The organism is Pseudarthrobacter sp. MDT1-22, assembly GCF_054511035.1.
On sequence record NZ_JBTNDK010000002.1, the window covers coordinates 290866 to 313142 of the forward strand.

At 65.1% G+C, this 22277-nt stretch carries 18 protein-coding genes and 2 pseudogenes; 18 read left to right on the forward strand and 2 right to left on the reverse strand.

Annotation, left to right across the window (positions count from 1 at the left end; translation table 11 throughout):
* Positions 1-314 precede the first annotated feature (314 nt).
* From bioB to ACX80M_RS03290, 6 genes are all read left to right on the forward strand, one after another.
* On the forward strand, positions 315-1340 hold the full coding sequence (gene bioB, locus ACX80M_RS03265) for a biotin synthase BioB (RefSeq protein WP_252598705.1): 1026 nt from the start codon (positions 315-317) through the stop codon (positions 1338-1340).
* Positions 1337-1600: a biotin synthase auxiliary protein BsaP gene (bsaP, locus tag ACX80M_RS03270; protein WP_445260443.1), complete on the forward strand. Its 264-nt coding sequence runs from the start codon at positions 1337-1339 to the stop codon at positions 1598-1600. The genes bioB and bsaP overlap by 4 nt, the downstream gene beginning before the upstream one ends.
* Positions 1597-2970, forward strand: coding sequence for an adenosylmethionine--8-amino-7-oxononanoate transaminase (locus ACX80M_RS03275; protein ID WP_252611985.1), 1374 nt, complete (start codon positions 1597-1599; stop codon positions 2968-2970). The genes bsaP and ACX80M_RS03275 overlap by 4 nt, the downstream gene beginning before the upstream one ends.
* Positions 2971-2978: 8 nt before the next feature.
* On the forward strand, positions 2979-4166 hold the full coding sequence (locus ACX80M_RS03280) for an aminotransferase class I/II-fold pyridoxal phosphate-dependent enzyme (protein WP_374209985.1): 1188 nt from the start codon (positions 2979-2981) through the stop codon (positions 4164-4166).
* The gene (gene bioD, locus ACX80M_RS03285; RefSeq protein WP_252598702.1) at positions 4163-4840 is read left to right on the forward strand and encodes a dethiobiotin synthase; all 678 of its coding nucleotides are present in this window, start codon (positions 4163-4165) and stop codon (positions 4838-4840) included. The genes ACX80M_RS03280 and bioD overlap by 4 nt, the downstream gene beginning before the upstream one ends.
* A gap of 65 nt (positions 4841-4905) precedes the next feature.
* The gene (locus ACX80M_RS03290) at positions 4906-6123 is read left to right on the forward strand and encodes a cytochrome P450 (protein ID WP_459308806.1); all 1218 of its coding nucleotides are present in this window, start codon (positions 4906-4908) and stop codon (positions 6121-6123) included.
* Positions 6124-6849: 726 nt separating this feature from the next.
* Here the strand turns inward: ACX80M_RS03290 and ACX80M_RS03295 are convergent.
* Complete coding sequence (locus ACX80M_RS03295; protein ID WP_104061341.1) at positions 6850-7053, reverse strand: hypothetical protein; 204 nt, start codon at positions 7051-7053, stop codon at positions 6850-6852.
* Positions 7054-7490: 437 nt separating this feature from the next.
* Between ACX80M_RS03295 and ACX80M_RS03300 the strand changes: the two genes are divergently transcribed.
* From ACX80M_RS03300 to ACX80M_RS03315, 4 genes and pseudogenes are all read left to right on the forward strand, one after another.
* A complete protein-coding gene (locus tag ACX80M_RS03300) occupies positions 7491-7883 on the forward strand; it encodes a hypothetical protein (protein ID WP_459308809.1) in 393 nt (130 codons plus the stop codon).
* Positions 7884-7891: 8 nt separating this feature from the next.
* Positions 7892-9595 (forward strand): DUF5671 domain-containing protein, encoded by a 1704-nt coding sequence (locus ACX80M_RS03305; protein WP_252598700.1) that lies wholly within the window; start codon positions 7892-7894, stop codon positions 9593-9595.
* A gap of 133 nt (positions 9596-9728) precedes the next feature.
* A pseudogene (locus ACX80M_RS03310) lies at positions 9729-11144 on the forward strand (DUF5129 domain-containing protein).
* A gap of 370 nt (positions 11145-11514) precedes the next feature.
* Entirely contained in the window at positions 11515-12027 is a 513-nt protein-coding gene (locus ACX80M_RS03315; protein WP_252598699.1) for a universal stress protein, read from the forward strand.
* 31 nt (positions 12028-12058) lie between these two features.
* Here ACX80M_RS03315 and ACX80M_RS03320 read toward each other — a convergent pair whose 3' ends face one another.
* The gene (locus tag ACX80M_RS03320; RefSeq protein ID WP_252598698.1) at positions 12059-12439 is read right to left on the reverse strand and encodes a DUF485 domain-containing protein; all 381 of its coding nucleotides are present in this window, start codon (positions 12437-12439) and stop codon (positions 12059-12061) included.
* A 278-nt stretch (positions 12440-12717) separates the two neighbouring features.
* Here ACX80M_RS03320 and ACX80M_RS03325 point away from each other — a divergent pair, with 278 nt between their 5' ends.
* The 8 genes and pseudogenes from ACX80M_RS03325 to ACX80M_RS03360 all read left to right on the forward strand — a co-directional run.
* A complete protein-coding gene (locus ACX80M_RS03325) occupies positions 12718-13986 on the forward strand; it encodes a 3-hydroxyacyl-CoA dehydrogenase family protein (protein WP_459308812.1) in 1269 nt (422 codons plus the stop codon).
* 86 nt (positions 13987-14072) lie between these two features.
* Positions 14073-15254 (forward strand): acyl-CoA dehydrogenase family protein, encoded by a 1182-nt coding sequence (locus ACX80M_RS03330; RefSeq protein ID WP_252598696.1) that lies wholly within the window; start codon positions 14073-14075, stop codon positions 15252-15254.
* Between the two features lie 9 nt (positions 15255-15263).
* Positions 15264-16898: an AMP-binding protein gene (locus ACX80M_RS03335; RefSeq protein WP_459308814.1), complete on the forward strand. Its 1635-nt coding sequence runs from the start codon at positions 15264-15266 to the stop codon at positions 16896-16898.
* Complete coding sequence (locus tag ACX80M_RS03340) at positions 16895-18094, forward strand: acetyl-CoA C-acyltransferase (RefSeq protein WP_459308816.1); 1200 nt, start codon at positions 16895-16897, stop codon at positions 18092-18094. The genes ACX80M_RS03335 and ACX80M_RS03340 overlap by 4 nt, the downstream gene beginning before the upstream one ends.
* Positions 18078-18761, forward strand: coding sequence for a TetR/AcrR family transcriptional regulator (locus ACX80M_RS03345; RefSeq protein WP_459308818.1), 684 nt, complete (start codon positions 18078-18080; stop codon positions 18759-18761). Before ACX80M_RS03340 ends, ACX80M_RS03345 begins: the two co-directional genes overlap by 17 nt.
* A 55-nt stretch (positions 18762-18816) precedes the next feature.
* Entirely contained in the window at positions 18817-19674 is an 858-nt protein-coding gene (locus ACX80M_RS03350; RefSeq protein ID WP_459308820.1) for a LuxR C-terminal-related transcriptional regulator, read from the forward strand.
* A gap of 118 nt (positions 19675-19792) precedes the next feature.
* Positions 19793-21148, forward strand: a complete 1356-nt coding sequence (locus ACX80M_RS03355; protein ID WP_459308822.1) for an MFS transporter — start codon at positions 19793-19795, stop codon at positions 21146-21148.
* Positions 21149-21524: 376 nt separating this feature from the next.
* Positions 21525-22019: pseudogene (locus ACX80M_RS03360) on the forward strand (IS110 family transposase); the annotation flags it as partial.
* Between the last annotated feature and the right edge of the window lie 258 nt (positions 22020-22277).

Below are 22277 nucleotides of genomic sequence, written 5' to 3' on the forward strand. Positions count from 1 at the left end.
CTTTTTCGAGAATGGATTCCGCTGGCGCCGTCCACACCAAGGGAACGGAACTATCCCCCCGCTGGCGGAGCACTGTCACGATGTCAGCCGGTCAGCGATGCTACGGCCCAGCCTGGACAGATCTGCCACCATCACCACATTGCCCGGCTGCAGGTAGTCAAGACATTCCGTCCAGCGTCCCGTCGCTTGGGTATTGGTCCTTCTAATTTCAGCTTCACCACTTTGTCGAAACCCAACAAAATCTCGCTTGTAACTGGGAACTAGCGTTTGTTCCGAGGCAATATCCGCAGCTATGCACCCCCAAAGGACTATCGATGACGATGCAGCCAGAGCTCCAGGCCAACCCCGGCCCAATCCTCGAGACCGCCCGGAACCAGGTTCTGGAGCAGGGCATCGGCCTCTCCGAAAGCCAGCTTCTGGAAATCCTCAGGCTACCGGACCGGGATCTGCCCGCCGCCCTGCAGCTGGCCCACGAGGTCCGGCTGCGGCACTGCGGTGAGGACGTGGAGGTGGAAGGCATCATCTCGATCAAGACGGGCGGTTGCCCCGAGGACTGCCACTTCTGCAGCCAGTCCGGCCTCTTCGACTCCCCCGTCCGTGGCGTCTGGCTCGACATTCCCGAACTCGTCAAGGCCGCGAAGGAAACCGCTGCAACGGGAGCCACCGAGTTCTGCATCGTCGCCGCCGTCCGCGGCCCCGACATCAAGCTGATGAACCAGATCAAGTTCGCGATCGACCGGATCAACGAAGCCGTGGACATCAACATTGCCTGCTCCCTGGGTATGCTCACCCAGCGCCAGGTGGACCAGCTCGCCAGCTGGGGCGTCCACCGCTACAACCACAACCTCGAAACTGCCCGCAGCTACTTCCCGGAGGTCGTCACCACCCACAGCTACGAGGAGCGCCTGGACACCTGCAACATGGTTAAAGACGCCGGCATGGAACTGTGCTGCGGCGCCCTGATCGGCATGGGCGAGAGCCTGGAGCAGCGCGCGGAACTCGCCGCCCAGCTCGCGGCCCTCGAACCCCACGAAGTCCCGCTGAACTTCCTCAACCCCCGCCCTGGAACCCCGCTGGAAAACCAGGGCATCATGGACGGCAAGGACGCCCTCCGCGCGATCGCCGCGTTCCGCCTTGCGATGCCCCGCACCGTGCTGCGCTACGCCGGCGGACGGGAGCTGACCCTCGGCGACCTCGGAACCAAGGCAGGCCTCATGGGCGGCATCAACGCCGTCATCGTCGGCAACTACTTGACCACCCTGGGCCGCCCGGCAGACGCCGACCTGAACCTGCTCGTCGAGCTGAACATGCCCATCAAGGAACTCCAGAAGACACTATGATCCCCCACCGCTCCCCAGGCTCGACAGGCTCAACCACCGGCGATGCAGCAACCGCAACCACGGCTGAGTTCTGCGGGCACTGCGGTGAACCGTCCGACGTCGGCGCCGGCCCGGCGTCGGACGTTCACCACCGTTGCGGCGAACGGCTCGCAATGGAGCCGCCGCGGTACTGCGCCGCCTGCCGGCGCCGCATGAAAGTCCAGGTGACTCCGTTGGGCTGGACCGCCGAATGCTCCCGCCACGGAATGCTCGCACCATGAGTGGCGAGACACCGCCGGGCCTGATCCAGCGGGACCGCGCCAGGCTTTGGCACCCCTACGCGCCGGCGTCCCCGGATCTTCCGCTGTGGGAGGTCGAGGCGGCCGACGGCGTGCGGCTGCGGCTTCGGGCCGAGGACGGCGCACGCCACGAGGTGGTTGATGCGATGTCCTCGTGGTGGTCGGTGATCCACGGCTACCGCAACCCTGTGCTGGACGCCGCCGCGCGGCGGCAGCTAGAGAGTTTCAGCCATGTGATGTTCGGCGGACTCACGCACGCCCCGGCGGTGGAACTGGCCGAGCAGCTGGTGGACATGGCCCCGTCCGCGCCCGGCCGGCCGGGCTTGGAGCGGGTATTCCTTGCGGACTCGGGTTCGGTCGCAGTGGAGGTTGCACTGAAGCTGGCGGTGCAGTTCCAGACCGCGTCCGGGCACCCGCTGAGGCAGCGGTTCCTGAGCATCCACGGCGGGTACCACGGCGATACGTTCGCGGCGATGGGTGTCTGTGATCCCGTGGACGGGATGCACTCCGCGTTCCCGGGCCTGCTGGCCGGCAACGTGTTCGCGCCCCGTCCCCCGGCAGCCGCCTCCGCGACCCCGGAAACCGTGCGTGCGTGGGCGTCCGAACTCGGGGACATCGCGGCGGCGCATTCCGGGGAGCTGGCCGCGATCATCGTCGAACCGGTCCTGCAGGGTGCCGGCGGCATGCACGCGTACCCGGCCGAATGCCTGACAGTACTGCGGCACGTGGCGGACCGGCATGGCCTGCTGCTCATCTTCGATGAGATCGCCACCGGTTTTGGCCGCACCGGCGAGCTGTTCGCGGCCGATCATGCCGGCGTCGTGCCGGACATCATGTGCGTGGGCAAGGCACTGACCGGCGGCTACCTGACCCTCGCCGCCATGGTCTGCACCGCGGAGATTGCGTCGACTGTGTCCCGCGGCCAGGCCGGTGCGCTGCTGCACGGCCCCACCTTCATGGGCAACCCGCTGGCATGTGCGGTTGCCAACGCCAGCCTCGGCATCATCGGCGACGGCGGCTGGCGGGCCGACGTCGCCCGGATCGGCGCCGGCCTCGAAACAGGGCTCGCTCCCGCCCTGGACCTTGAGGCGGTCCGGGATGTCCGCACCATCGGCGCCGTCGGAGTCATCGAGCTGCACGACGCCGTCGACGTAGCCGCGGTCACCGCCGCGGCCATCCGGCACGGGGTCTGGGTCCGGCCGTTCCGGAACCTCGTCTACACCATGCCCCCGTACATCAGCACCGCAGCGGACATTGAACAGATCACGGCGGGCATGACGGCCGCCGTCGCCGAAGTACACGGACGCGTCGTACATGAGCGCGTCCCGGCACGGGCGGGAGGTGCGGCATGAGCCGCTCCATGATCCAGTGGCTCGAGCGGCAGGCCGCGGTCCGGGACCGCCGGGGCCTGGTCCGCCGCCCGCTCCCCCGTGCCGCGGACGAACAGTTCATCGACCTGGCCAGCAACGACTATCTGGGCCTCGCGGCGGACCCTCGGGTTGCCGAGGCCGCTGCGGCGGCCGCGTCGCTGTGGGGCGCGGGCGCCACGTCCTCGCGCCTGGTGGGCGGAACCACCCGGCTGCATCTGGACCTCGAGGAGGAACTGGCCCTGCTGGCGGGGATGGAAATGGCGTTGGTGTTCTCCTCCGGCTACCTGGCAAACATCGGTGTGATCACGGCGCTCGGTGGCCCCGGAACCCTGATCATTGCGGACGAACACTGCCACGCCTCCATGATCGACGGTTTCCGGCTCAGCCGCTCCCGCACCGAATCGTTCACCCACAACAGCGTGGAGGACGCCGGCCGCCTGCTTGCCGGCCGGTCGGAGCCGCGGGCGCTGATCGCCGTCGAATCCCTCTACAGCGTCCTCGGCGACGAAGCCCCGCTCGCTGCCCTGCTGGCCCTGGCCGAGGACCACGACGCCGTGCTGCTCATCGATGAGGCCCACAGCCTCGGAGTCATCGGCACCGGTGACTTCCAGGGCCGCGGCGCGGTGGCCGGAACCTTCCTTGCCGGGCACCCGAATGTGGTCGTGACCGCGACGCTGTCCAAGGCCCTGGGCAGCCAGGGCGGAGCGGTCCTGGGATCCGCCCTGCTGCGGGAACACCTGCTCAACCGGGCACGCAGCTTCATCTTCGACACCGGGCTGGCGCCGGCCTCCGCCGCCGCAGCCCTCGCGGCGGTGCGGATCATCCGGGATGAGCCCTGGCGGGCGGAATCCGTGCGAAGCAACGCTGCAGCCCTGGCCGCCGGGCTTGGCCCTGCCCTTGCAGCCCGCGGCGCCGTCGTCGAGCAGACAGCGGCCGACCGGGCCGCCGTCGAGCAAACGGCGGGGGCCGTCCAGTCCATCGCCATGCCGTCCGCCGCATCAGCCCTGGCAGCTGCCGAGGCGGCGCGGACTGCCGGTGTCCGGATCGGATGCTTCCGCCCACCGTCCGTTCCGGACGGAATCTCCCGGCTGCGGCTCACCGCCCGTGCCACCCTGACGCACGAGGAAATCGAAGACAGCTGCGCAGTGCTGCGCGGCATTTTGGAGGAACTTCCATGAACCTGCCCGGCATCATCCTCGTAACCGGAACGGACACCGGCGTCGGCAAGACCATCACGACGGCGGCCCTCGCCGCCGTCCTCCACGGAACGGGGCGCAGCGTCGCGGTTTACAAACCGTGCCAGTCAGGAGCAGCCGACGGCGATTCCGACGCTGCCGAGATTGTCCGGCTCGCCGGCGCCGTGACAGCAGAAACCGGAGTTGTCCTGCAGGAGCCGCTGGCGCCCGTCGCCGCTGCCGCCGTCGACGGAACGCCGCTCCCAACGCTGGCTGCGCACGCCAAGAAGGTCCGCGAGCTCGCCGCGTCCCACGATCACGTCCTGGTGGAGGGCGCAGGCGGCCTGCTGGTGGAGTTGGATTCCGACGGCGGCACCCTGGCGGAGCTTGGATCCCTCCTGGCGGCCGCATTTGTGCTGGTCGCCCGGCCGGGGCTCGGTACCCTGAACCACACCGCCCTGACCCTCGAAGCGCTGGACGCGCGGGACCTGCAGGTCCTTGGGGTGGTGCTCGGAAGCTGGCCCGGAAAACCCGACTTCGTACACCACAGCAACCGGCAGGTGCTCGATTCGTTGCGGGCGCCCTTGCTCGGCGCCCTTCCCGAGCAGGCCTCGGAACTGCCCCCGGCTGCTTTCCGCGCCGGTGCAGCTGCATGGCTGAACGGCCTGCCCGCATGAATCCGGCGATGATGACCGCCAGAACCGAGAAGCCGCGGGTGGGAGGTCCGGGACAGACGGAGACCATGCGTCAGACGGAAGGCTCCGACGGGGCCCGCTGCCCGTACCTCGTGGTGCGCGACCCGGACGCGGTCCGCGAAGTGCTGCACCGGCCTGCCGACTTCAGCCCCGCGAATGCCCTGGTCGCCGTGACGCCACTGGAAGGGCCCGCCCTGCGCGTGCTGCAGCGCGTCCGCTTTGCGTTGCCTCCCGTGCTGGCCAGCAACGACACGGACACACACGCCGGGATCCGCAAGGTCGTGGCGGGCTTTTTCACCCCTGCCACGGTCGCCGCCATGGAGCCGCGGATCCGGGAGCTGGCCCAGGAAGCGGCACGAAACGCCGCGGACCAGCTCGGCTTCTCCGGAAGCGTGGACCTCGTGCAGGCGGTGGCTGCTTTTCCCCCGGCAGTCGTCATGCTCGAACTCCTCGGGCTGCCCGTTCGGGATCTTGCGGACCTCAAGCGGTGGGGCCGTGAGTCCATGGAGCTGTTCTGGGGCTGGCCGGACCAAGACCGGCAACTCGAACTGGCCCACAGCGCCGCAGATTTCTACGTCTGGCTGCGGAAGCTCGTCGCGGAATCCAGGGCGGCCCCCGGACGGAACCTGTTCAAATCCTTGGCAGAGCACGGCCTGTCGACGACTGAAATCTGCTCGCTGGGCTACTTCCTGCTGATCGCCGGACAGGAAACAACCACCCAACTGATCAGCACCACGCTGTTCCGGCTCCTGGAAGGGTCCGCGCCCGTGGGCTGGAAGGACGCGGCATCCGACGCCGGTTCCAGGGCCATGGTCCGGCACGTGCTGGCCACCGAATCATCCGTCCCCACGTGGCGCCGGGTGGCAGCCCACGATACGAACCTCGGTGACGCCCGAATTCCTTCAGGCACCGAAATCCTCCTCGAACTCAGCGGCAACCAAATCACGTCACCGGCCGCACTCGCGAGCCAGTCCGTGCCTGCGGAGACGGCCCACCGCGGTCAATCCACCAGCCATGGCATTGTTTTTGGCTCCGGCATCCACCGCTGCCTCGGCGCCAAGCTCGCCGAACTGGAGGCCGCCCTAGTTGTCCAGGAGACTGCCACTGCACTGACGGACGTGCAGCTGCAGGACCACCAGCCTGATTGGATCAGACTCCTGTCCTTCCAAGCACCCCGGACCGTCACGGTGGCGAACGGTCCACGTAGCTTTGGCGTCATTCGTAAGATATTCCTGCCCCGTGCTGCTTCTAGACGGCGCTGTTGATGCCACGGGTGATGCTGGTTTCCCGGCGGAAGGAGTCCCTCGAGTCCGTAGAGTCCAGGAGTGTGGTCTACGCGTCGGTCCGGTGGAACAGGCGGAGGTGACTTCCGTCGGTTATTAGGGTATGCGGTTGGCGGCCACCCGACGTTGTCCAGGGCGAGGGCCCGGGACAATTCAGGTGGTCGGGCGACGCTCTTGGCTGGTGCCTCATCTGCCCATTCCATAGAGCATGCGCACGTCAAGTTCTTGAGACAGTTTCGTCGTTGTATTTCGGTTACGCGGCCAAGGATTCCTGATCGAGGTGCGAGAAATTCTCGGCGACTGCGTTATCCCAGCATTACCCGGCTAGTAGCCCGGGATGCAGTGGATTGGCCGGTAACGATACAGCTGTTTCCGGAGGTCAGTTTCCGGAGTTGCAGAGCGTGGCGATCTCGTCGGGGAGACATGTCAGGCAGCTGAACGTACCCTCAGGCATTCCGTCTTCCAGGGCCCCATCCCTCGCGCAGATGCCGCTATGGCGGCCTCAACCGGCACGGTTCGCGGCCGCGGCGACGCGAGCTTCAGCGACAGCGGTGCTCAAATCATGGCGGTGGGCGTTAACGGAGAGCACGAGAGCCCACGCCGTGCGTTGTTGCCGTCGATCAGCGGGTGGAACCGCGCCACCGGCTCTGGCTTCACCGCCAGGTGCGGTTGCCTTCCACACCTATGACCGTTGCTTTACTTTCGCTGCTAACTGACAGGCGCCACGACGTCCTCAAGCATCGACCTGTCGAAAAAACGGACCTCGCCAGTTGCCTCGAAGAACACCGGAACCACTGATGTGTTCGGGTCCTTGGACGTTTCGTAGATGTCAGGTCCGCTTCCATGCTTCCGGGCGATTGTTCCAACCAGCCCGGTACCGCGAACGCGGACGGTTCGATATTTGTAGCTCATGTTGACCCCTTCGTCGACTAGGGCAACCCTACTCCTGAGACGTATTCGCAGGACCCATAGGAGCAGTCGAGGCACAGGAATCGCCAAATTCAGGGCCTACTTCGTACCAGAGCTCCTGTTCGCGCTCACTGTTGGCGGAATCCACCTGAGCGCGTTCGATCCTGATCTGGATTTTCATCCAGCTGGTGTTCGTGCCCTTCAGCATTCTCCAAGCCGTCTACTTTGCCGCCGGGGATGGCTGAACTTGGCTTCCTCCTACTGCGGCTGGGTCGCAGTGCCCCGCGGCAGGTCGAAATTCTCTGAGAATGCCGGCTCAGGGCCGGACGACACATACAAAGGGCTGCTGCTGCGCCATACTGACGGCATGAACGCTGCGACGAGAAAGCCCGAGCGGATTCTCCTCGCAATCCTTTCCGCAATTGCGCTGTTTGGTGATCGTGGCACTGGCAGTCGTTTTTACACGCGGCGAGCCAGAGGCACTGGACGGGTCGACACCCCAGGGAGTGGTCCAGCGTTACAGCACCGCGGTCATCGGCGGCGATACGGCCACAGCCAATTCCTACCTCACGGAAGCGGCCAGTTCCTCGTGCGGCGGCTTCCGTAAAAGCGGCCCGCTGCCCACCCGGGTGGTTTTGATCTCTGCCACAGAGCGGGACAACTCGGCTCTCGTGAAGGTCTCCGTCGTCAGTTCAGGTTCGGGCGGCCCGTTCGGACCGTCCGAGTACGAGATGGAGGATCGTTTCTCCCTGGTGAAGACAGATGGCAAATGGCTGATCGACCAGGCACCGTACCAGCTCCTGTCGTGCACCGGAACGTCCGTGAAGCCATGAATTCGGACGTGCCGACGACAATTTCAGCGGCAGGTTCCGCCCAACTCACCCTCCGCCGCCTGATCGTCTACGTACTGCTGTTCGCCTTGGTGCTGATCGCGGCGGTAGGGCTCAGTGGCCTCTTGGAGCGCCTGTTCAGCACGGGCGCGGTGCTGGCGTCAACCGATGTGGCCGGTGTGGCGCGTTCCCTTGCGTTCACGCTGATCGGAGGACCGCTCGCCGCGCTTCTGTGGTGGGTTGTCTGGAAAAGGCTCGACGACGGCGCGGAGCGCAGCTCAGTGGGGTGGGGCATCTACTTGTCTGCCATCTACGCGGTCTCACTGATCGCATCTGTGACGGCCTTCCTCGGGATGGCGGCGTCGTTCATCGGCCGGGCGGAACCTCAGTGGTATTCGCCCTTGTCGGATGGGCTTGTCTGGGCCGGCATCTTCGTCTGGCACCGCTGGATGTGGCGGCACCCCGTCAAACATCCAGTCCACCTTGAGGATGTCCCGGCGGTCATCGGTTTGGTTTTCGGCCTGGCGGTGGGCGCGGTTGCCGCCATCACGGCGTTGGGCGGCCTGCTTGACGTCGCGATCCGGGGGTACATCAGCCTCACCCCGGGCGGGGACGCGTGGTGGCAGTCGGCGCTCCGGGCGATGGTTTGGGCCATTGGCGGAAGTATGGTGTGGCGGTGGCACTGGCTTCGGGGCGGCGCGCGAAAACTGGACACCACTCTGGTGGATGTGGCGTTGATTGGTGTGGGGATCTTCGCGGCGGGCATCACAGCACTCGGTGGCGCCGGCGTCGTGGTTTTTGTGCTCCTCAGAACGGCATTCGATCGGGGTGAGCCTATGAACGAACTGCTGGCCCCGCTGGGTCCAGCCATCGCCGCCGCTGCCGTCGGTGCTTTGGTGTGGCGCTATCACCGCGTCAGCGGGGCTCATCGGTCTGTTGCCACCCGGCGTGCGAGTCGGCTGGTGACATCGGGGGTTGCCTTGGCAGCGGCTGCGTCCGGCGTCGGCGTAGTCATCAATGCTTCGCTTGCCATGGCCGTTTCACCCCTCGCGGGCAGCGGCACACGAACCCTCCTGCTGGGAGGTATCAGTTCCCTCGTTGTGGGCGGTCCTGTCTGGTGGCGGGCGTGGAGGCCTACGAGGCAACCGCGAACCGCGGACACTATTCCGCCAGGCAGGCGTGTTTACCTCGTAGCGTTCTTCGGCATCAGCGCGGTGGTCGCGCTGATCGCCCTCCTCGTCGTTGGCTACCGGCTCTTCGAGTTTCTGCTGGGTGAAGTAACCGGAGGCAGCCTCCTGGACCGTGTCCGCGCGCCGCTCGGTCTCCTGGTTGCGGCCGGATTCGTAGCCGCTTACCACTTTGCCCTGTGGCGCCGCGAGCACGTGCTCCTGGCAGCCGCCTCGCCGGCCTCGGCGCGAACCATTGATCACGTCACCATGGTGACGGCCGCCGATCCAGCGCCGCTGTCCAAAGCCATCACCACCGCGACAGGCGCCCAAGTCACTGTCTGGAAAAGAGCCGACGCCGGCGGTACAACGCTACCTGCCGGCGTCGTCTTCGCCTCGGAACCTGAGCTGGTTAGACGGGTGGTCGCTGCGCTTGCCGGTGTCGCCGCCGAGCGCGTCCTGCTGGTGATCGGGCCTGCGGACGGTCAAGTAGCTCGGATAGAGGTTATTCCCTTGGAAACCGCAAGGTCGTCGCGATTAGTTCCGTAACCCCCGTGCCTGGCCCTTGTCCCGCTGCAGATCCACAGCGGATTCTTGTCCTTTTGAATGGATTGACCCCGGAACCGCAGACAAAAATTGTGTGGCCGGTTGCATGATGCTCAAGACGTTCAGGCTGCTCTTAGTGTTTGCGCTACTGCTTGTCGGCTGCGCTGCAGCCCTCGGGCTCCCGCCGACCAACGTCGTTGTTGAGGACCGGGCAGGAGTTCTTGACCGCAACACCCTCGTCCCGGCCATCACTGCGATCGAGTTCCATGAGCCCACCAAGGTGGCTGTGTATACCTACAACGGGAGCGCCGCGGACAACCTGAACGAGGAGGTTCTCAGGTTCGCCTGCGCGGAACACCCGGACTGGATCAGTCCCGACGGGCAGAAGTGGGCCAACGGGCTCTTCATCTTTGCGCTCGATCCTGTCGGCCGGCATGTGAGCACCTATATGGGCGAGGACCGCAAGGTCTCGCTGGAATAAAGGGATGACATCCAAAATGCCGCAAAGGACCTCCTGCGGGACGCCCAATGGACGGACGGAACCATCGCCGGAGTCCGGCGCGGTGCCGAACTGATCAACCAGCCCTGGTACCGGTCCACGGCATTCCAGGTCGCTGCGTGGGTGACCGGCGCCTTGGCCGCCCTGGGCATTGCGGCATGGCTAACGGTGGGTGCGGTGACAAGGGCGGGCAGCCGGAAGGACTTGGCGCGCGGAGACCGGAGCTATGCCAGTGTGAGCACGGACCTGGATGTCACGGAACTGAATGCCCGCACCATCCCCCAGTCCTCTTCCTATGGCAGCAGTGTTGTGGAAAAGCACCGCAATTTCCTCAACCGGTACAACGCCACCACCGGGCTCTCGAACCGGGTCCAGGCCCTGACACCGAAGGCGTTGGGCCGCCGGTCGAACCTCAAGCTGGTGCGGGAGTACGCAGATGCGGCGGCGGAACTGGACGCCCTGGACGACGTCATTGCCGACAGCAACGCGTTGCTCAACAAGCTCACTGCCTGGCCCACAGCTTGGGACCGGCAGCTGGCGCCCTTCCGCAGCGATCTGGCGGGCGTGGAGCAACTGCTCAGCAAACGTCACGGGCAAGGTGACTCCGCCACCGCCGCGGCCCTCAGGTCCTTCCGTGACGCGAGCCTGCCCGAGATCGAGCGCTGGACCGCAGAACTCGCGGACGGCACGATCACACCGGAAACTGCCTTGGACGGGTTGCGCGACGCCAGGAGCCATCTTTCAGTTCTCCTGAAGAACCACGCAGAAACCGTGATCGAGGGTCTTACCAAGACCGACCGCGAAGCAAAGCTCATGCGCACGGAGATGGAGAACGCGCAGGAAGGCACGGACCGCCACCGTAAGCAGACTTACGAACCCAGCATCCTCGGCCCCGTCTACCCGTCCTACTATTTCTTCTCTGTTCCTGCCTCCAACTCCGGCCTGAACACCGGCGTGGGCAGCGTCAGCTCTGCCAGGGGCGCCGGCGGAACCACGGGCTATGGCAGCAGCGGCGGAAGCTTCTCCGGTTCAGGCAGTTCCTCAAGTTTGTAGCTCCAGTCGTGGCCCACTATGAATGACTACGAAAACGAAATCAGCCCACAGCGGTAGAAGGAGGAGCCCAGGGTGATGTCATGCCCGACTCATCCGGTCTCTGGATAGCAGCTCAAGGCTCTTGCTCCCGCGAATTTGTCGATAAGGCGAGTGGTTACACGGTTTGGACGGACCCGTGGACACTGCTTTAGCCCATGCGGCTACTTCGGTGATTGGACCTAAATAGCATCGGATTCCCGGACAGACCCGAGAAACATCCGTAGGCAGTTCCGTTCGCCTGCGGGTGCGCATATGCTCGGCACACAGCTACCGCTAATGGGAGCTGCAGACTAGGAACAACCAGGGGATTCACCTTCGAAGGAGAATGATCATGGATGCGGAAGCCAAGGTTCTTGTCGGTGTGGACGGTTCGGAATCGTCCATCCAGGCCCTCCGTCTGGGGGCACAGCTGGCTCCGGCCCTGAACGCCACCATTGTCGCTATTGCCTGTTGGGATTTTCCGGAGATTTACGCCGGATATGTTCCACCCGATTTCGCCCGGTTTGAAGCGGCTGCGGCGAAGACTCTTGCGGACGCCTTGGAAAAGGCGTTCGGTGAGGAGACTCCGGAAAGACTGACCTCGCAACTGGTCCGCGGACCGGCTGCGGCGAAGCTCGTGGAAGTGGCGGCCGGCGCTTCATTGCTGGTGGTTGGACGCCGGGGCCATGGGGGCTTCCTTGGCATGCACCTCGGCTCCGTGAGCACTGCGTGTGTTGCCCACGCGGACTGCCCCGTCTTGGTGCTGCATACCGAAAGCAGCCACCGCTCCCATCATCTATGGAAGGGCTCCAAGGCGAAAGGGCAGACCCCTGGAAAAGCCGGGATTCCGCCTCTCAAGCCGTAAGACACGGCTTCTCACAGGAACCGGGTCCCTCTCATTTCGCCGCTCCGTCCACTCGGTTGCCGGATTGGTCGAACTCGTGGCCTTCGATTTCGTGGCGGATTTCGGCGGCGATGGGGTCCAGTTTCCGGTTGGAGTAGCTGACATACCAGCCGGTGATGGCGAACGTGGAGACGAACTGCAGCAGGCCCAGGATCAGGCCGATGTTGATGTTGCCCCACACTTTGGTGGACATAAACTCGACGGCGTAGTCAGCCAGCAGGACGTATGCGAAATACCAGAGCAGGAATGCAATGGCCATGGGAAAGACAAAGCTACGGTGACGTTTGCGCAGTTCCTGGAACCGCTCTGTCGACTGGACCTGTTCGAAGTCCACGGACGCCGCTGCGTCCGGAGTTTCGGCTTCGTTACCCATCGTTCCTCCTCATTGAGACTTACAGTCCACACCGGCTGAACAGACGTCCGGCCAATGTGACTGCTCTCACTGTTGCGCGTGGCGGCCGCCGTTCCCATTGTCTCGCATAGCCCCGATTTAGTCTCGCCCTACTGCGACATCAGCCGAATTGAGGCGCACAGAAAAGGGAACTATCTCGGAGATCATCGCGCCAACCCAGCCGTTCCAAAGCCACAATCACCTTCTTTGAAACTGAGTATCAGTTGACTTGACACTCAGTTTCACTGTAGAACGGTGACATGGTTCCTGACAATGTCGTAGAAACTGCCTCACTCACGGGCGCTGCCGTCGACGCCGGCAAGTCGCCCGGAAAATCGGCGCAGGCGTATGCCGCGGCCCTACTGGACACTCAACGGCAGCGGCCGGCGGGCGCACCCAGCGCCGATCCGCGCCCCGTCCGAAGCGTTGGCGTAATCGGGGCCGGGCTCATGGCGAGCCAGCTTGCCCTTGTTTTTGCCAAACAGCTCGGCGTTCCGGTCCTGATCACGGATCTTTCCCAGGCAAAGGTGGATGGCGCGCTTGGCTGGATCGCCGGGCACTTGGAGAAGCTGGTGAGCCGGGGGCAACTCAGCGAAACGGCGGCCCGCGACTTGGGAAGTCTTGTCCGCGGCACCGTGGATAAGCGCGAGTACCGGGACTGCGATGTGGTCATCGAGGCGGTGTTCGAGGAGTTGGCCGTCAAACGCGCCGTCTTCGCGGAGATCGAGCCCCTGCTGCGCACTGATGCGCTGCTCCTGACGAATACGTCGTCCCTTTCCGTGACGGCGATGGGTCACGGCCTGGCCCATCCGGAACGCCTGGTGGGACTGCATTTCTTCAATCCGGTGGCTGTGCTGCCGCTCGTGGAAATCATCAGCACTGAAAGCAACGACGACGTCAGCGTCGCCACCGCTTGTTCGCTTGCCCGGCTTCTGGGCAAGACTGCGGTCCTGGTAACGGACACGCCGGGCTTTGTCGTGAACCGGATCCTGACCCGGCTGTTCTGCGAACTGCTGCAGGTCATTGATGACGGGACGGATATCGAGCTGGCGGACCATGCCCTGGACCCGCACGGGCTACCCATGACCCCGCTGACGCTGCTGGGTTTCATCGGACCCGCGGTCCAGTTGCACATCTGCGAGACCATGCACGCCGCCTACCCTGACCGGTTTTATGTCAGTACCAGCCTGGCAGCCATTGCGGATGCCCGGCTGCGCGGCTACCTCGCTAAGTCCGGCACGGTGCTTCCCGAGGCGGCCGCCTTGCTGCCGTCTGCCGATGCCGGAGATTCGGTGCCGGCACCTGACGCGGAGGCCATCAGGGCAGGGATACTTGACGCCCTGGCCGAGGAGGTGGGCCTGATGCTCGCCGAAAAGGTGGTGGCCGGTCCGGCGGAAGTGGATTTGTGCATGCTGCTGGGCGCCAACTTCCCCCAGCGTCTGGGGGGCCTCACCCCGCTGCTAGACCAAAGCGGCGCCTCCCGGCGTGTGTGGGGTAGGGATTTCCACCCCGGGTCCGGCTTCGCCTGATAGCCAGGGCCGCGCGGCCCGCCTCAAACAAGCGCCGCCACCTCCGCGCCATTTCTCAATTCCTCCCCAAAAAAGGATGTAAGCCCATGCCCGACTATGACGTCGCTGAACCGCTGGACACGGACTACTACTCCGTCTTCGCCAACATTTCCGCACCCGACCGCGAAGCGTGGAGGCGTGCCCGGGATTTCACCGCGGAGGCCATACCGCAGATGAACGACTACTGGGAACGGGCCGAGTTCCCCGCCCATCTGGCCAAGCGGATGGGCACCATGAACCTCCTGGCCGATGGCATTGACGTACAGGGCCTGGAGCCCATGTCCGCGCTGGCCGCCGGCCTGGTCAACATGGAGGTCTCCCGCGGGGACGGTTCCCTGGGCACTGTCATCGCAGTCCAGGGCGGCCTGGTACTGCGGACGATTGCCCTTTTTGGCTCCGACACCCAGCGCCGGACCTGGCTCGGTCCGCTGGCCCGCGGCGAAAAGCTCGGCGCCTTCGCCCTGACGGAACCGGACCACGGCTCCGATTCCGTGGCACTGGAAACCACCGCCTCGCTCGACGCGGAGGACTACGTCCTCAATGGCGAGAAGAAGTGGATCGGCAACGGCTCCGTAGGCGATGTCACGGTGGTATGGGCACGCGATGACGACGGCGATGTCCGTGGTTTCCTGGTGGAACAGGACCGGGAGGGTTACGAGGCCGAAACCATCACCGGAAAGGCCTCGCTGCGCGCAATCCACCAGGCCCGGATCAAGCTGAACAACGTCCGCATTCCAAAGGCCAATCTTCTCCCCGGCGCCCGCACTTTCAAGGACACGTCCGAAATCCTTGTTGCCACGCGTTTGGGGGTCGCCTGGTCCGCTCTCGGCCACGCCACCGCCGTCTACGAAGCCGCGTTGAACTATGCCACGCAGCGGACACAGTTCGGCAAGCCGCTGGCAAAGTTCCAACTTGTCCAGGAGCGACTGGCGTACATGCTCTCGGAGCTGACCAGCATGCAGCTGCACTGTTTCCACCTCGCGGGACTTGATGCGGCCGGCGAGATGCGCCCCACCCAGGCCTCGATGGCGAAGTACCACAACACCCGCAAGGCCCGCGAGCTGGCGTCCATTGCCCGCGACATGTTGGGCGGCAACGGCATCCTGCTGGAAAACCACGTGATCCGGCACCTTCTCGACATCGAATCCATACATACGTACGAAGGAACGCAAAGCATTCAGACCCTATTGATCGGCCGCGATGTCACCGGACAAAGCGCCTTCGCCTAAGGATTCGCCATGACCACAGTTGAACTTCCCAATGAAACCCCGCTGAGCCCCCTGCGGTTCCTGCAGCGCTCCGCCGAGGTGTTCGGACAGAAGACGGCGATCATCCACGGTGACCGCTCCTATACGTACCGGGACTTCGCCGCCGAAGCCCAGGGGCTGGCCAAAGCGATCAAGAGCAGGATCCAGCCCGGAGACCGGGTGGCCTTCCTGTGTCCTAATGTGCCGGAACTGCTGATTGCCCATTACGCCGTCCCCCTGGCTGGCGGCGTCCTGGTGGCCCTGAACTCGCGGATGTCCGCCAGGGAACTCCAATACATCCTGGAGCATTCCGAAGCCAGGCTGCTGTTTGCCGATTCGGAACTGCTGGCCACCGTGGCGGGAATGGACCTGGGCCTGACACAGCTGGCTGAGGTGATCGAAGTGCCTGACAGCACCATCCCGTATCCGGACGTCCCGGCAGGCATCGGCACGACGCAGTACGCAGACTTCCTCGCCGCGTCCGGACACCAGGACGCAGATCTTCCGTGGAGCGTAGAGGACGAACGCGCCCCGATCACGCTCAACTACACCTCCGGCACCACGGGCAAGCCCAAGGGAGTGCTGTATTCGCATCGCGGTGCCTACCTGAACTCGCTCGGGGAAACCTTCCACAATCACTTCACCGGCGACACGCGCTACCTCTGGACCCTTCCGATGTTCCACTGCAACGGTTGGTGCACCACTTGGGCCGTGACGGCGGCCGCAGGCGTCCACATCTGCCTGCGGGCAGTGCGCGCCGACGCCGTCTGGGACGCCATCGACACTCTCGGAGTCACCAACCTCTGTGGCGCCCCCACGGTGTGCAGCATTATTGCCGGCGCACCCCAGGCCCACGAGCTCAAGGTGCCGCTGCGGATCACGACGGCGGGGGCGCCGCCGTCGCCCGCGATCATCGCGTCACTGGAGTCAATCGGGATCAGCGTGGTCCACGTTTACGGGTTGACCGAGGTGTACGGCCCGTACACGATCTGTGAGCATCAAACCGAGTGGGATGATCTTTCCGCCCAGGACAGGGCCGTCAAGATCTCCCGCCAGGGGGTGGGGATGCTGCAGGCCGAGACGGCGCGCATCGTGGATCTGGACATGCTCGATGTCCCGGCCGACGGCGCAACGCTGGGCGAAATCGTGCTGCGGGGTAACAACGTGATGCTCGGTTACTTCAAGGATCCCGAGGCCACGGCCGACGCCTTCCGCGGCGGCTGGTTCCATACCGGCGACCTCGGCGTGATGCATCCCGACGGCTACATCCAGCTCAAGGACCGGGCCAAGGACATCATCATCTCCGGCGGAGAAAACATCTCCACCATTGAGGTGGAGCAAGCCATTATCAGCCACCCGGCGGTGCTCAACGTGGCCGTGATCGGCGTCCCGCACGAGAAATGGGGCGAACGCCCGGTGGCCTTTGTCATCCGCAGCGGCTCCAGCTCGGTCACGGCCGAGGAGATCCGCTCGCACGTCAAGGGCCTGCTCTCAGGATTCAAGGTTCCGGACAGGATCCTTTTCCCCGAAGGGCTCCCCCACAACTCCACCGGCAAGGTCCTGAAGTCGCGGCTACGCGCACTGGACCTCAGCGCCCCAGCCCCCAGCAAGGAACCCACCAAATGAGCAGCCAGGACATAGTCGTTGTGGGCGCGGCCCGCACCCCTCAGGGAAAACTGATGGGCCAGCTGGCTTCACGGAGCGCTGTGCAGCTTGGCGCCGCGGCCATCGCCGCGGCCCTGGAGCGCTCCGGGATCGGGCCGGCGTCCGTCGACGCCGTCATCGTGGGCCAGGTCCTGACGGCCGGCGCGGGCCAGAACCCCGCGCGGCAAAGCGCCGTCGCGGCAGGAATACCACTCAGCGCCCCCGCCGTCACCGTGAACAAGGTCTGCCTCTCCGGGCTGAGTGCCATCATCCAGGGCGTCAGGCTGCTCAAATTGGGCGAGGCGGATGTGGTGGTCGCCGGCGGCCAGGAATCCATGAGCCAGGCGCCGCACCTGCTCACCGGCTCGCGCGCCGGCTACCTCTACGGCGGCATCACGGCCGTGGACTCGGCCGGCCACGATGGGCTCACGGATGCCTTTGACCACGAGCTCATGGGGATTGCGACGGACCGCGCAAACGCGGAGCTTCAGCTCTCCCGCGAAGCGCAGGACAATATCGCGGCACTGTCCCACCAGCGGGCGGCCGCGGCCCGGGCCGAGGGAAGATTCAGGGCCGAAATCGCCCCTGTTTCGGTGCCGCAGAAGCGCGGCGCGCCCGTGCTGGTAAGCGATGACGAGGGCGTCCGTCCGCAATCCACGCAGGAGGTGCTGGCCGGGCTGAAGCCGGCCTTCACCGCGGTGGGAACCGTTACGGCCGGAAATGCTTCGCCGCTGAGCGACGGCGCCGCCGCCGTCGTGCTGGTGACCCGCGCGTACGCCGATGCCCACGGGCTCGAGGTGCTGGCCGTCGTCGGGCCCGCCGGGCAGATCGCCGGGCCGGACACAACACTGCCGGACAAGCCGGCACAGGCAATCACCGCGGCCCTGGCCCGCGCGGGCTGGACGGCCGGGGACCTTGACTTCGTGGAGATCAACGAAGCCTTCGCCTCGGTGGTGGCGCACTCCGCAGCGGCCCTGGGCCTCTGTTTGGACAAGGTGAACGTCAACGGCGGTGCCATCGCCATCGGACATCCGATCGGCGCCTCCGGAGCGCGGCTGGTGGTCTCTGCCGTACATGAGCTGATGCGGCGCGGGAGCGGCAAATCCGCCGTCGCGCTTTGTGGCGGCGGCGGACAGGGTGACGCGCTGCTACTGTACCGGGATGGTATCAGTGGCTAATTTCCGTTCCGGCGTGGCCGAGGCCGCGCTGGATCTGTTCACCGACAATGGCTACGACCCGACCAGCGTGGACGATATTGCCCTCGCTGCCGGAATCTCCCGCAGCACCTTCTTCCGTCAGTTCCGCGCCAAGGAAGACGTGATCTTTGCGGACCACGAAGCCCTGCTCGCTGAGCTGACGGTCTACCTGGCTGCCAGCCATCCCGATCCGTGGGAGGCTGTGTGCCAAGCCGCAGAACTGGTCTTCGTGAAATTTTCCGAACGCCGGAAGCTGTCCCAAAAGCGCTACCACGTGGTGCAAGCGGTGCCCGCGCTGCGGGACCGGGAAACGATCATGGTCTCCCGCTATGAACGGCTTTTCTCGGACTACCTGCGCCAGGCGCTGCCGGGCATATCAACGCTTGATGCAATCCGGTTCGCCGCCGCTGTCACGTCAACCCATAACTATGTGCTGCGCGAAATGATGCTGGACTCCTCCCGCGGTTCCCTCCAGAACCTGGAACACGAGCTGTTGGCGGTGCGCCGTATTTTCGGGGTACTGCCGCAGGGCGACCCCGCATCCGTCCCGGCCGGGGACGACCTGGTTGTGGCCGTTTTTCCCCGCTCGACACCCACTGCTGAGCTGGCGCGGCGCATCCAGGACAAGCTCGACGGCCGCTCCGTCTAGCCCGCTCCATCCAGCTGCTCAGTCCAGCTGCTCCATCTAACCGGGGAAGGGCCCTATGACAGGGCATGACAACGACGTCTACCGTCCGAGCGACCGCGACCTGCTGAAGCGGGCGATCCGGGAAACCGCAGCCCGGACGGGCTCAGCGGTGTTCTTCGCAGGCCTCGTGAACCGCACCGAGCTCACCATCACCGAGTTCTTCGGCACGACGACGCACGGTCTGAAGAACCTCAGTGTGCAGCCCGGAGAGGGGGTGGGCGGGCGGGCCCTCTCCCAGGCGCGCACCATCGGGGTGGCCGATTACTTTGACTCCGACAGCATCACCCATCATCATGACGACGCCGTACGCATGGAGGGCCTGCGGACCATGGTGGCGCTCCCCATCCTCGTGGACGGCCGTGCCCGGTGCATCCTCTACGCGGCAACGCGGGAGCGCACATCGATCGGCGAGTGCGTGGTGACCGAACTCAGCGCCGGCGCCTCGAGGATCTCGCGGGAACTGGCCATTCGGGACGAGGTGGACCACCGGGTCGCGATTCTCCGGGTCGTCCAAAGCCTGGCCGCGGAGCCACCGGAACGGAACCTCATCGAGACCGTCCGGCTTGCGCATGCCGAGCTCCTCTCGGTGGCCAGCACCACGACTGATCCCGAACTCGCCCAGCGCATCCTCGCCGTGACCGCGCGGCTCGAGGGCTCCGACGCGGCGCCGGCCGGCGTCCCGCACCTCACCCGACGGGAGACGGATGTGCTCGCCCAAGTGGCGCTCGGCTGTTCCTATGCCGAAACCGGCAAACGGCTCTCACTCAAGGCAGTCACCGTGAAGAGCTACATGCAGTCGATCATGGCGAAACTGGACGTGCACAGCCGCGCGGAGGCCGTAGTGGCCGCGCGCAGGCTCCGCCTCTTGCCCTGACCGATGGCGCGAAAACACCTCCATCGGGAGGTGGTGGCGAACGCACGGCGCTGGCACGATGACATCTTCGCGTCGAAACAAACCTCGTTTCGACGACCGATGTCAAAGGAGATATCGCATGCTCGAAAGCCTCGCACCGTTTGCGAACCGGTCCGGTCCGCGCCCCACCTCGATGGCCAGGGTCGCCGTCGCCAGCTCGATGGGCAGCATCATCGAGTTCTACGACTTCCTCATCTACGGCACGGCTGCGGCCCTCGTCTTCCCCCAGGTCTTCTTCCCGGCGCTCGGCCCGGCCGCCGGCACTCTCGCCTCATTCGGAACCTTTGCCGTGGCCTTCGTCTCGCGCCCCCTCGGTGCTGTCCTGTTCGGCCACTTCGGTGACAGGCTGGGGCGCAAGAAAACGCTCGTCAGCACACTGCTCATCATGGGCATCGCGACCGTCACCATCGGGCTGTTGCCCGACGCCAGCGTAATCGGGATCGCCGCGCCGATCACCCTCGTTGTTCTCCGCTTTCTTCAGGGATTCGCTGTCGGCGGCGAATGGGCCGGCGCGGCTCTGATGGCCGCCGAGTACGCCCCGCCCAAACACCGGGGCCTCTTCGCAGCCTTCCCCCAGCTGGGCCCGTCGATTGGCTTCGCCCTCGCGAGCGCAACCTTCCTCATCATCAATCTGTCACTTGGCGACAAGTCGGAGGCATTCCTCACGTACGGTTGGCGCATTCCGTTCATCGGAAGTGCCGTGCTCGTTATGATCGGTCTCTACATCCGCCTCAAGATCGAAGAGACTCCAGTCTTCAAGGAGGCCAGCGACTCGAGCGCCATCCCGGCTGGGCCCCGCAAGCTGCCCGTGTGGGAGTCTGTGCGAAACCAGCCACGCCAGATCCTCTTGGGCGGCGCCTCCACCATGATGCTCTTCGCCTTCTTCTACATCGGCACAGCCTTTCTCAGCAGCTATGGCACAAGTGCCGAGGGCCTTGGCCACAGCCGGCCCACCATCCTCTCGCTGGGAATCGTCGGCGCGATATTCTTCGCAGCCGGAACTATTGGCAGCGCAATGCTCTCCGACCGGATCGGCCGCCGAGCCGTGATCGTCGGCTCGTGCTTCGTGGCGATGCCATGGTCGCTCCTGCTCTTCCCGATCCTCGACATCGGCACCACCTGGTCGTTTGCAGTCGGGCTGTCCGGCACACTGCTGATCGTCGCCGGAATCTACGGTCCGGTGGGCGCCTTCCTGCCGGAGCTCTTCGCCACCCGCTACCGCTACACAGGTGCCGGAATGGCCTACAACCTCGGAGCGCTGGTCGGCGGTGGCGTCACGCCACTGGTGGCCGCGTCGCTCGGCGCCAGCCTGGGGAGTCCGGCCATCGGGCTGCTTCTGGCCGGAGTGAGCCTGGTGAGCCTCTTCGCCACCTTCGGCCTCCCGGAGACCCGTGGCATCGACCTCGCAACCTCCGGAACCACCGCCGCAAAGTGACCGTAGCGGGCGCCCTTTTCACCAGATTTGTCGGCATGGACGAGCTCGATTTCCTGCTCCCGGGCCTAGTTCCTGAGGTGCTTCGCTCCGCCGTGGGGATGGAAAATTTGGCCGGGTCACCTCTGATCCGGTGGATCTCTGGTGCTTGCAGAGGCTGTGGGGACACACTTGATGTGTGTGTTTCGGTGGACCCCGATTCCCCTATGGTGCCGGTGAGCCTGTGGACTAGTTTGGTGGTGGAGGGCACAGTTTTGTTGTCCGCGGGACCGTGGATTGTTGCCTTTGAGCACGAATGTCAGATTTGTCGTTTTATCCGCCCTCCCCGGAACGCATGCACCTTGATTCCTGCCGGAATGACTGGGAAGGGTGATCCGGGATGGAAGTGATCCACCCGCGGTGCGCGGGTATTGATATTTCGAAGAAGGACGCGAAGGTCTGCGTCCGTGTCCAGGGCCGCGGAGCGAAGGCAACTGCCTCTACGGTCACCACTTGGGGTGCGATGACCGGCCAGATTCTGAACCTGAAGGAACACCTGCTCAAGGAGCGGGTGAGCCTGGTGGTGATGGAAGCGACCGGTGATTACAGGCGTCCCTTCTACTACCTGCTCGAGGACGAGGGCCTGAATGTCGTTCTGGTCAACGCCCGTGATGCCAGGAACGTCCCGGGCCGCAAAACCGATGTCTCCGACGCTGCCTGGCTGGCCGATCTGGGCGCCCACGGGCTGGTCCGTGCCTCGTTTGTGCCCCCGCCGCCGATCCGTGAACTGCGTGACCTGACCCGGGCCAGGACCATCATCACCCGGGAACGGACCCGGGAGATCCAGCGGCTGGAGAAGCTCCTCGAGGACGCCTGCATCAAGCATCCCTCCATGCCTCATTTCACGGCTCCGCATGGTGCAAGGAGGATACGCTCAGAATCATCCGATCGAGTCGGTAACCAAGAACGGCGCCCGGCACCCGTTTGTGCGGGTTCCGGGCGCCGTGCTTTGTCTTGAGGCTGCCTGCTGCTTAGGCCAGGGCTGCGATAGTGCGGTTCTGGCTGCGGCCGAAGACCAGGGCGTCGATGGAGAACCGGCCTGCCCCGACGATGGCGAGGGCTGCCGCGCCGGCCGCGAGGACGAGCACGAGTT

Excerpts from the sequence above, each read along its gene's own strand:
- bioB (WP_252598705.1), top strand. The coding sequence starts at position 315 with ATGACGATGCAGCCAGAGCTCCAGGCCAACCCCGGCCCAATCCTCGAG.
- ACX80M_RS03315 (WP_252598699.1), top strand. The coding sequence starts at position 11,515 with ATGGATGCGGAAGCCAAGGTTCTTGTCGGTGTGGACGGTTCGGAATCG.
- ACX80M_RS03290 (WP_459308806.1), top strand. The coding sequence starts at position 4,906 with ATGCGTCAGACGGAAGGCTCCGACGGGGCCCGCTGCCCGTACCTCGTG.
- ACX80M_RS03275 (WP_252611985.1), top strand. The coding sequence starts at position 1,597 with ATGAGTGGCGAGACACCGCCGGGCCTGATCCAGCGGGACCGCGCCAGG.
- ACX80M_RS03280 (WP_374209985.1), top strand. The coding sequence starts at position 2,979 with ATGATCCAGTGGCTCGAGCGGCAGGCCGCGGTCCGGGACCGCCGGGGC.
- ACX80M_RS03335 (WP_459308814.1), top strand. The coding sequence starts at position 15,264 with ATGACCACAGTTGAACTTCCCAATGAAACCCCGCTGAGCCCCCTGCGG.
- ACX80M_RS03345 (WP_459308818.1), top strand. The coding sequence starts at position 18,078 with ATGGTATCAGTGGCTAATTTCCGTTCCGGCGTGGCCGAGGCCGCGCTG.
- ACX80M_RS03325 (WP_459308812.1), top strand. The coding sequence starts at position 12,718 with ATGGTTCCTGACAATGTCGTAGAAACTGCCTCACTCACGGGCGCTGCC.
- ACX80M_RS03330 (WP_252598696.1), top strand. The coding sequence starts at position 14,073 with ATGCCCGACTATGACGTCGCTGAACCGCTGGACACGGACTACTACTCC.
- ACX80M_RS03340 (WP_459308816.1), top strand. The coding sequence starts at position 16,895 with ATGAGCAGCCAGGACATAGTCGTTGTGGGCGCGGCCCGCACCCCTCAG.
- ACX80M_RS03295 (WP_104061341.1), bottom strand. The coding sequence starts at position 7,053 with ATGAGCTACAAATATCGAACCGTCCGCGTTCGCGGTACCGGGCTGGTT.
- bsaP (WP_445260443.1), top strand. The coding sequence starts at position 1,337 with ATGATCCCCCACCGCTCCCCAGGCTCGACAGGCTCAACCACCGGCGAT.
- bioD (WP_252598702.1), top strand. The coding sequence starts at position 4,163 with ATGAACCTGCCCGGCATCATCCTCGTAACCGGAACGGACACCGGCGTC.
- ACX80M_RS03350 (WP_459308820.1), top strand. The coding sequence starts at position 18,817 with ATGACAGGGCATGACAACGACGTCTACCGTCCGAGCGACCGCGACCTG.
- ACX80M_RS03320 (WP_252598698.1), bottom strand. The coding sequence starts at position 12,439 with ATGGGTAACGAAGCCGAAACTCCGGACGCAGCGGCGTCCGTGGACTTC.
- ACX80M_RS03355 (WP_459308822.1), top strand. The coding sequence starts at position 19,793 with ATGCTCGAAAGCCTCGCACCGTTTGCGAACCGGTCCGGTCCGCGCCCC.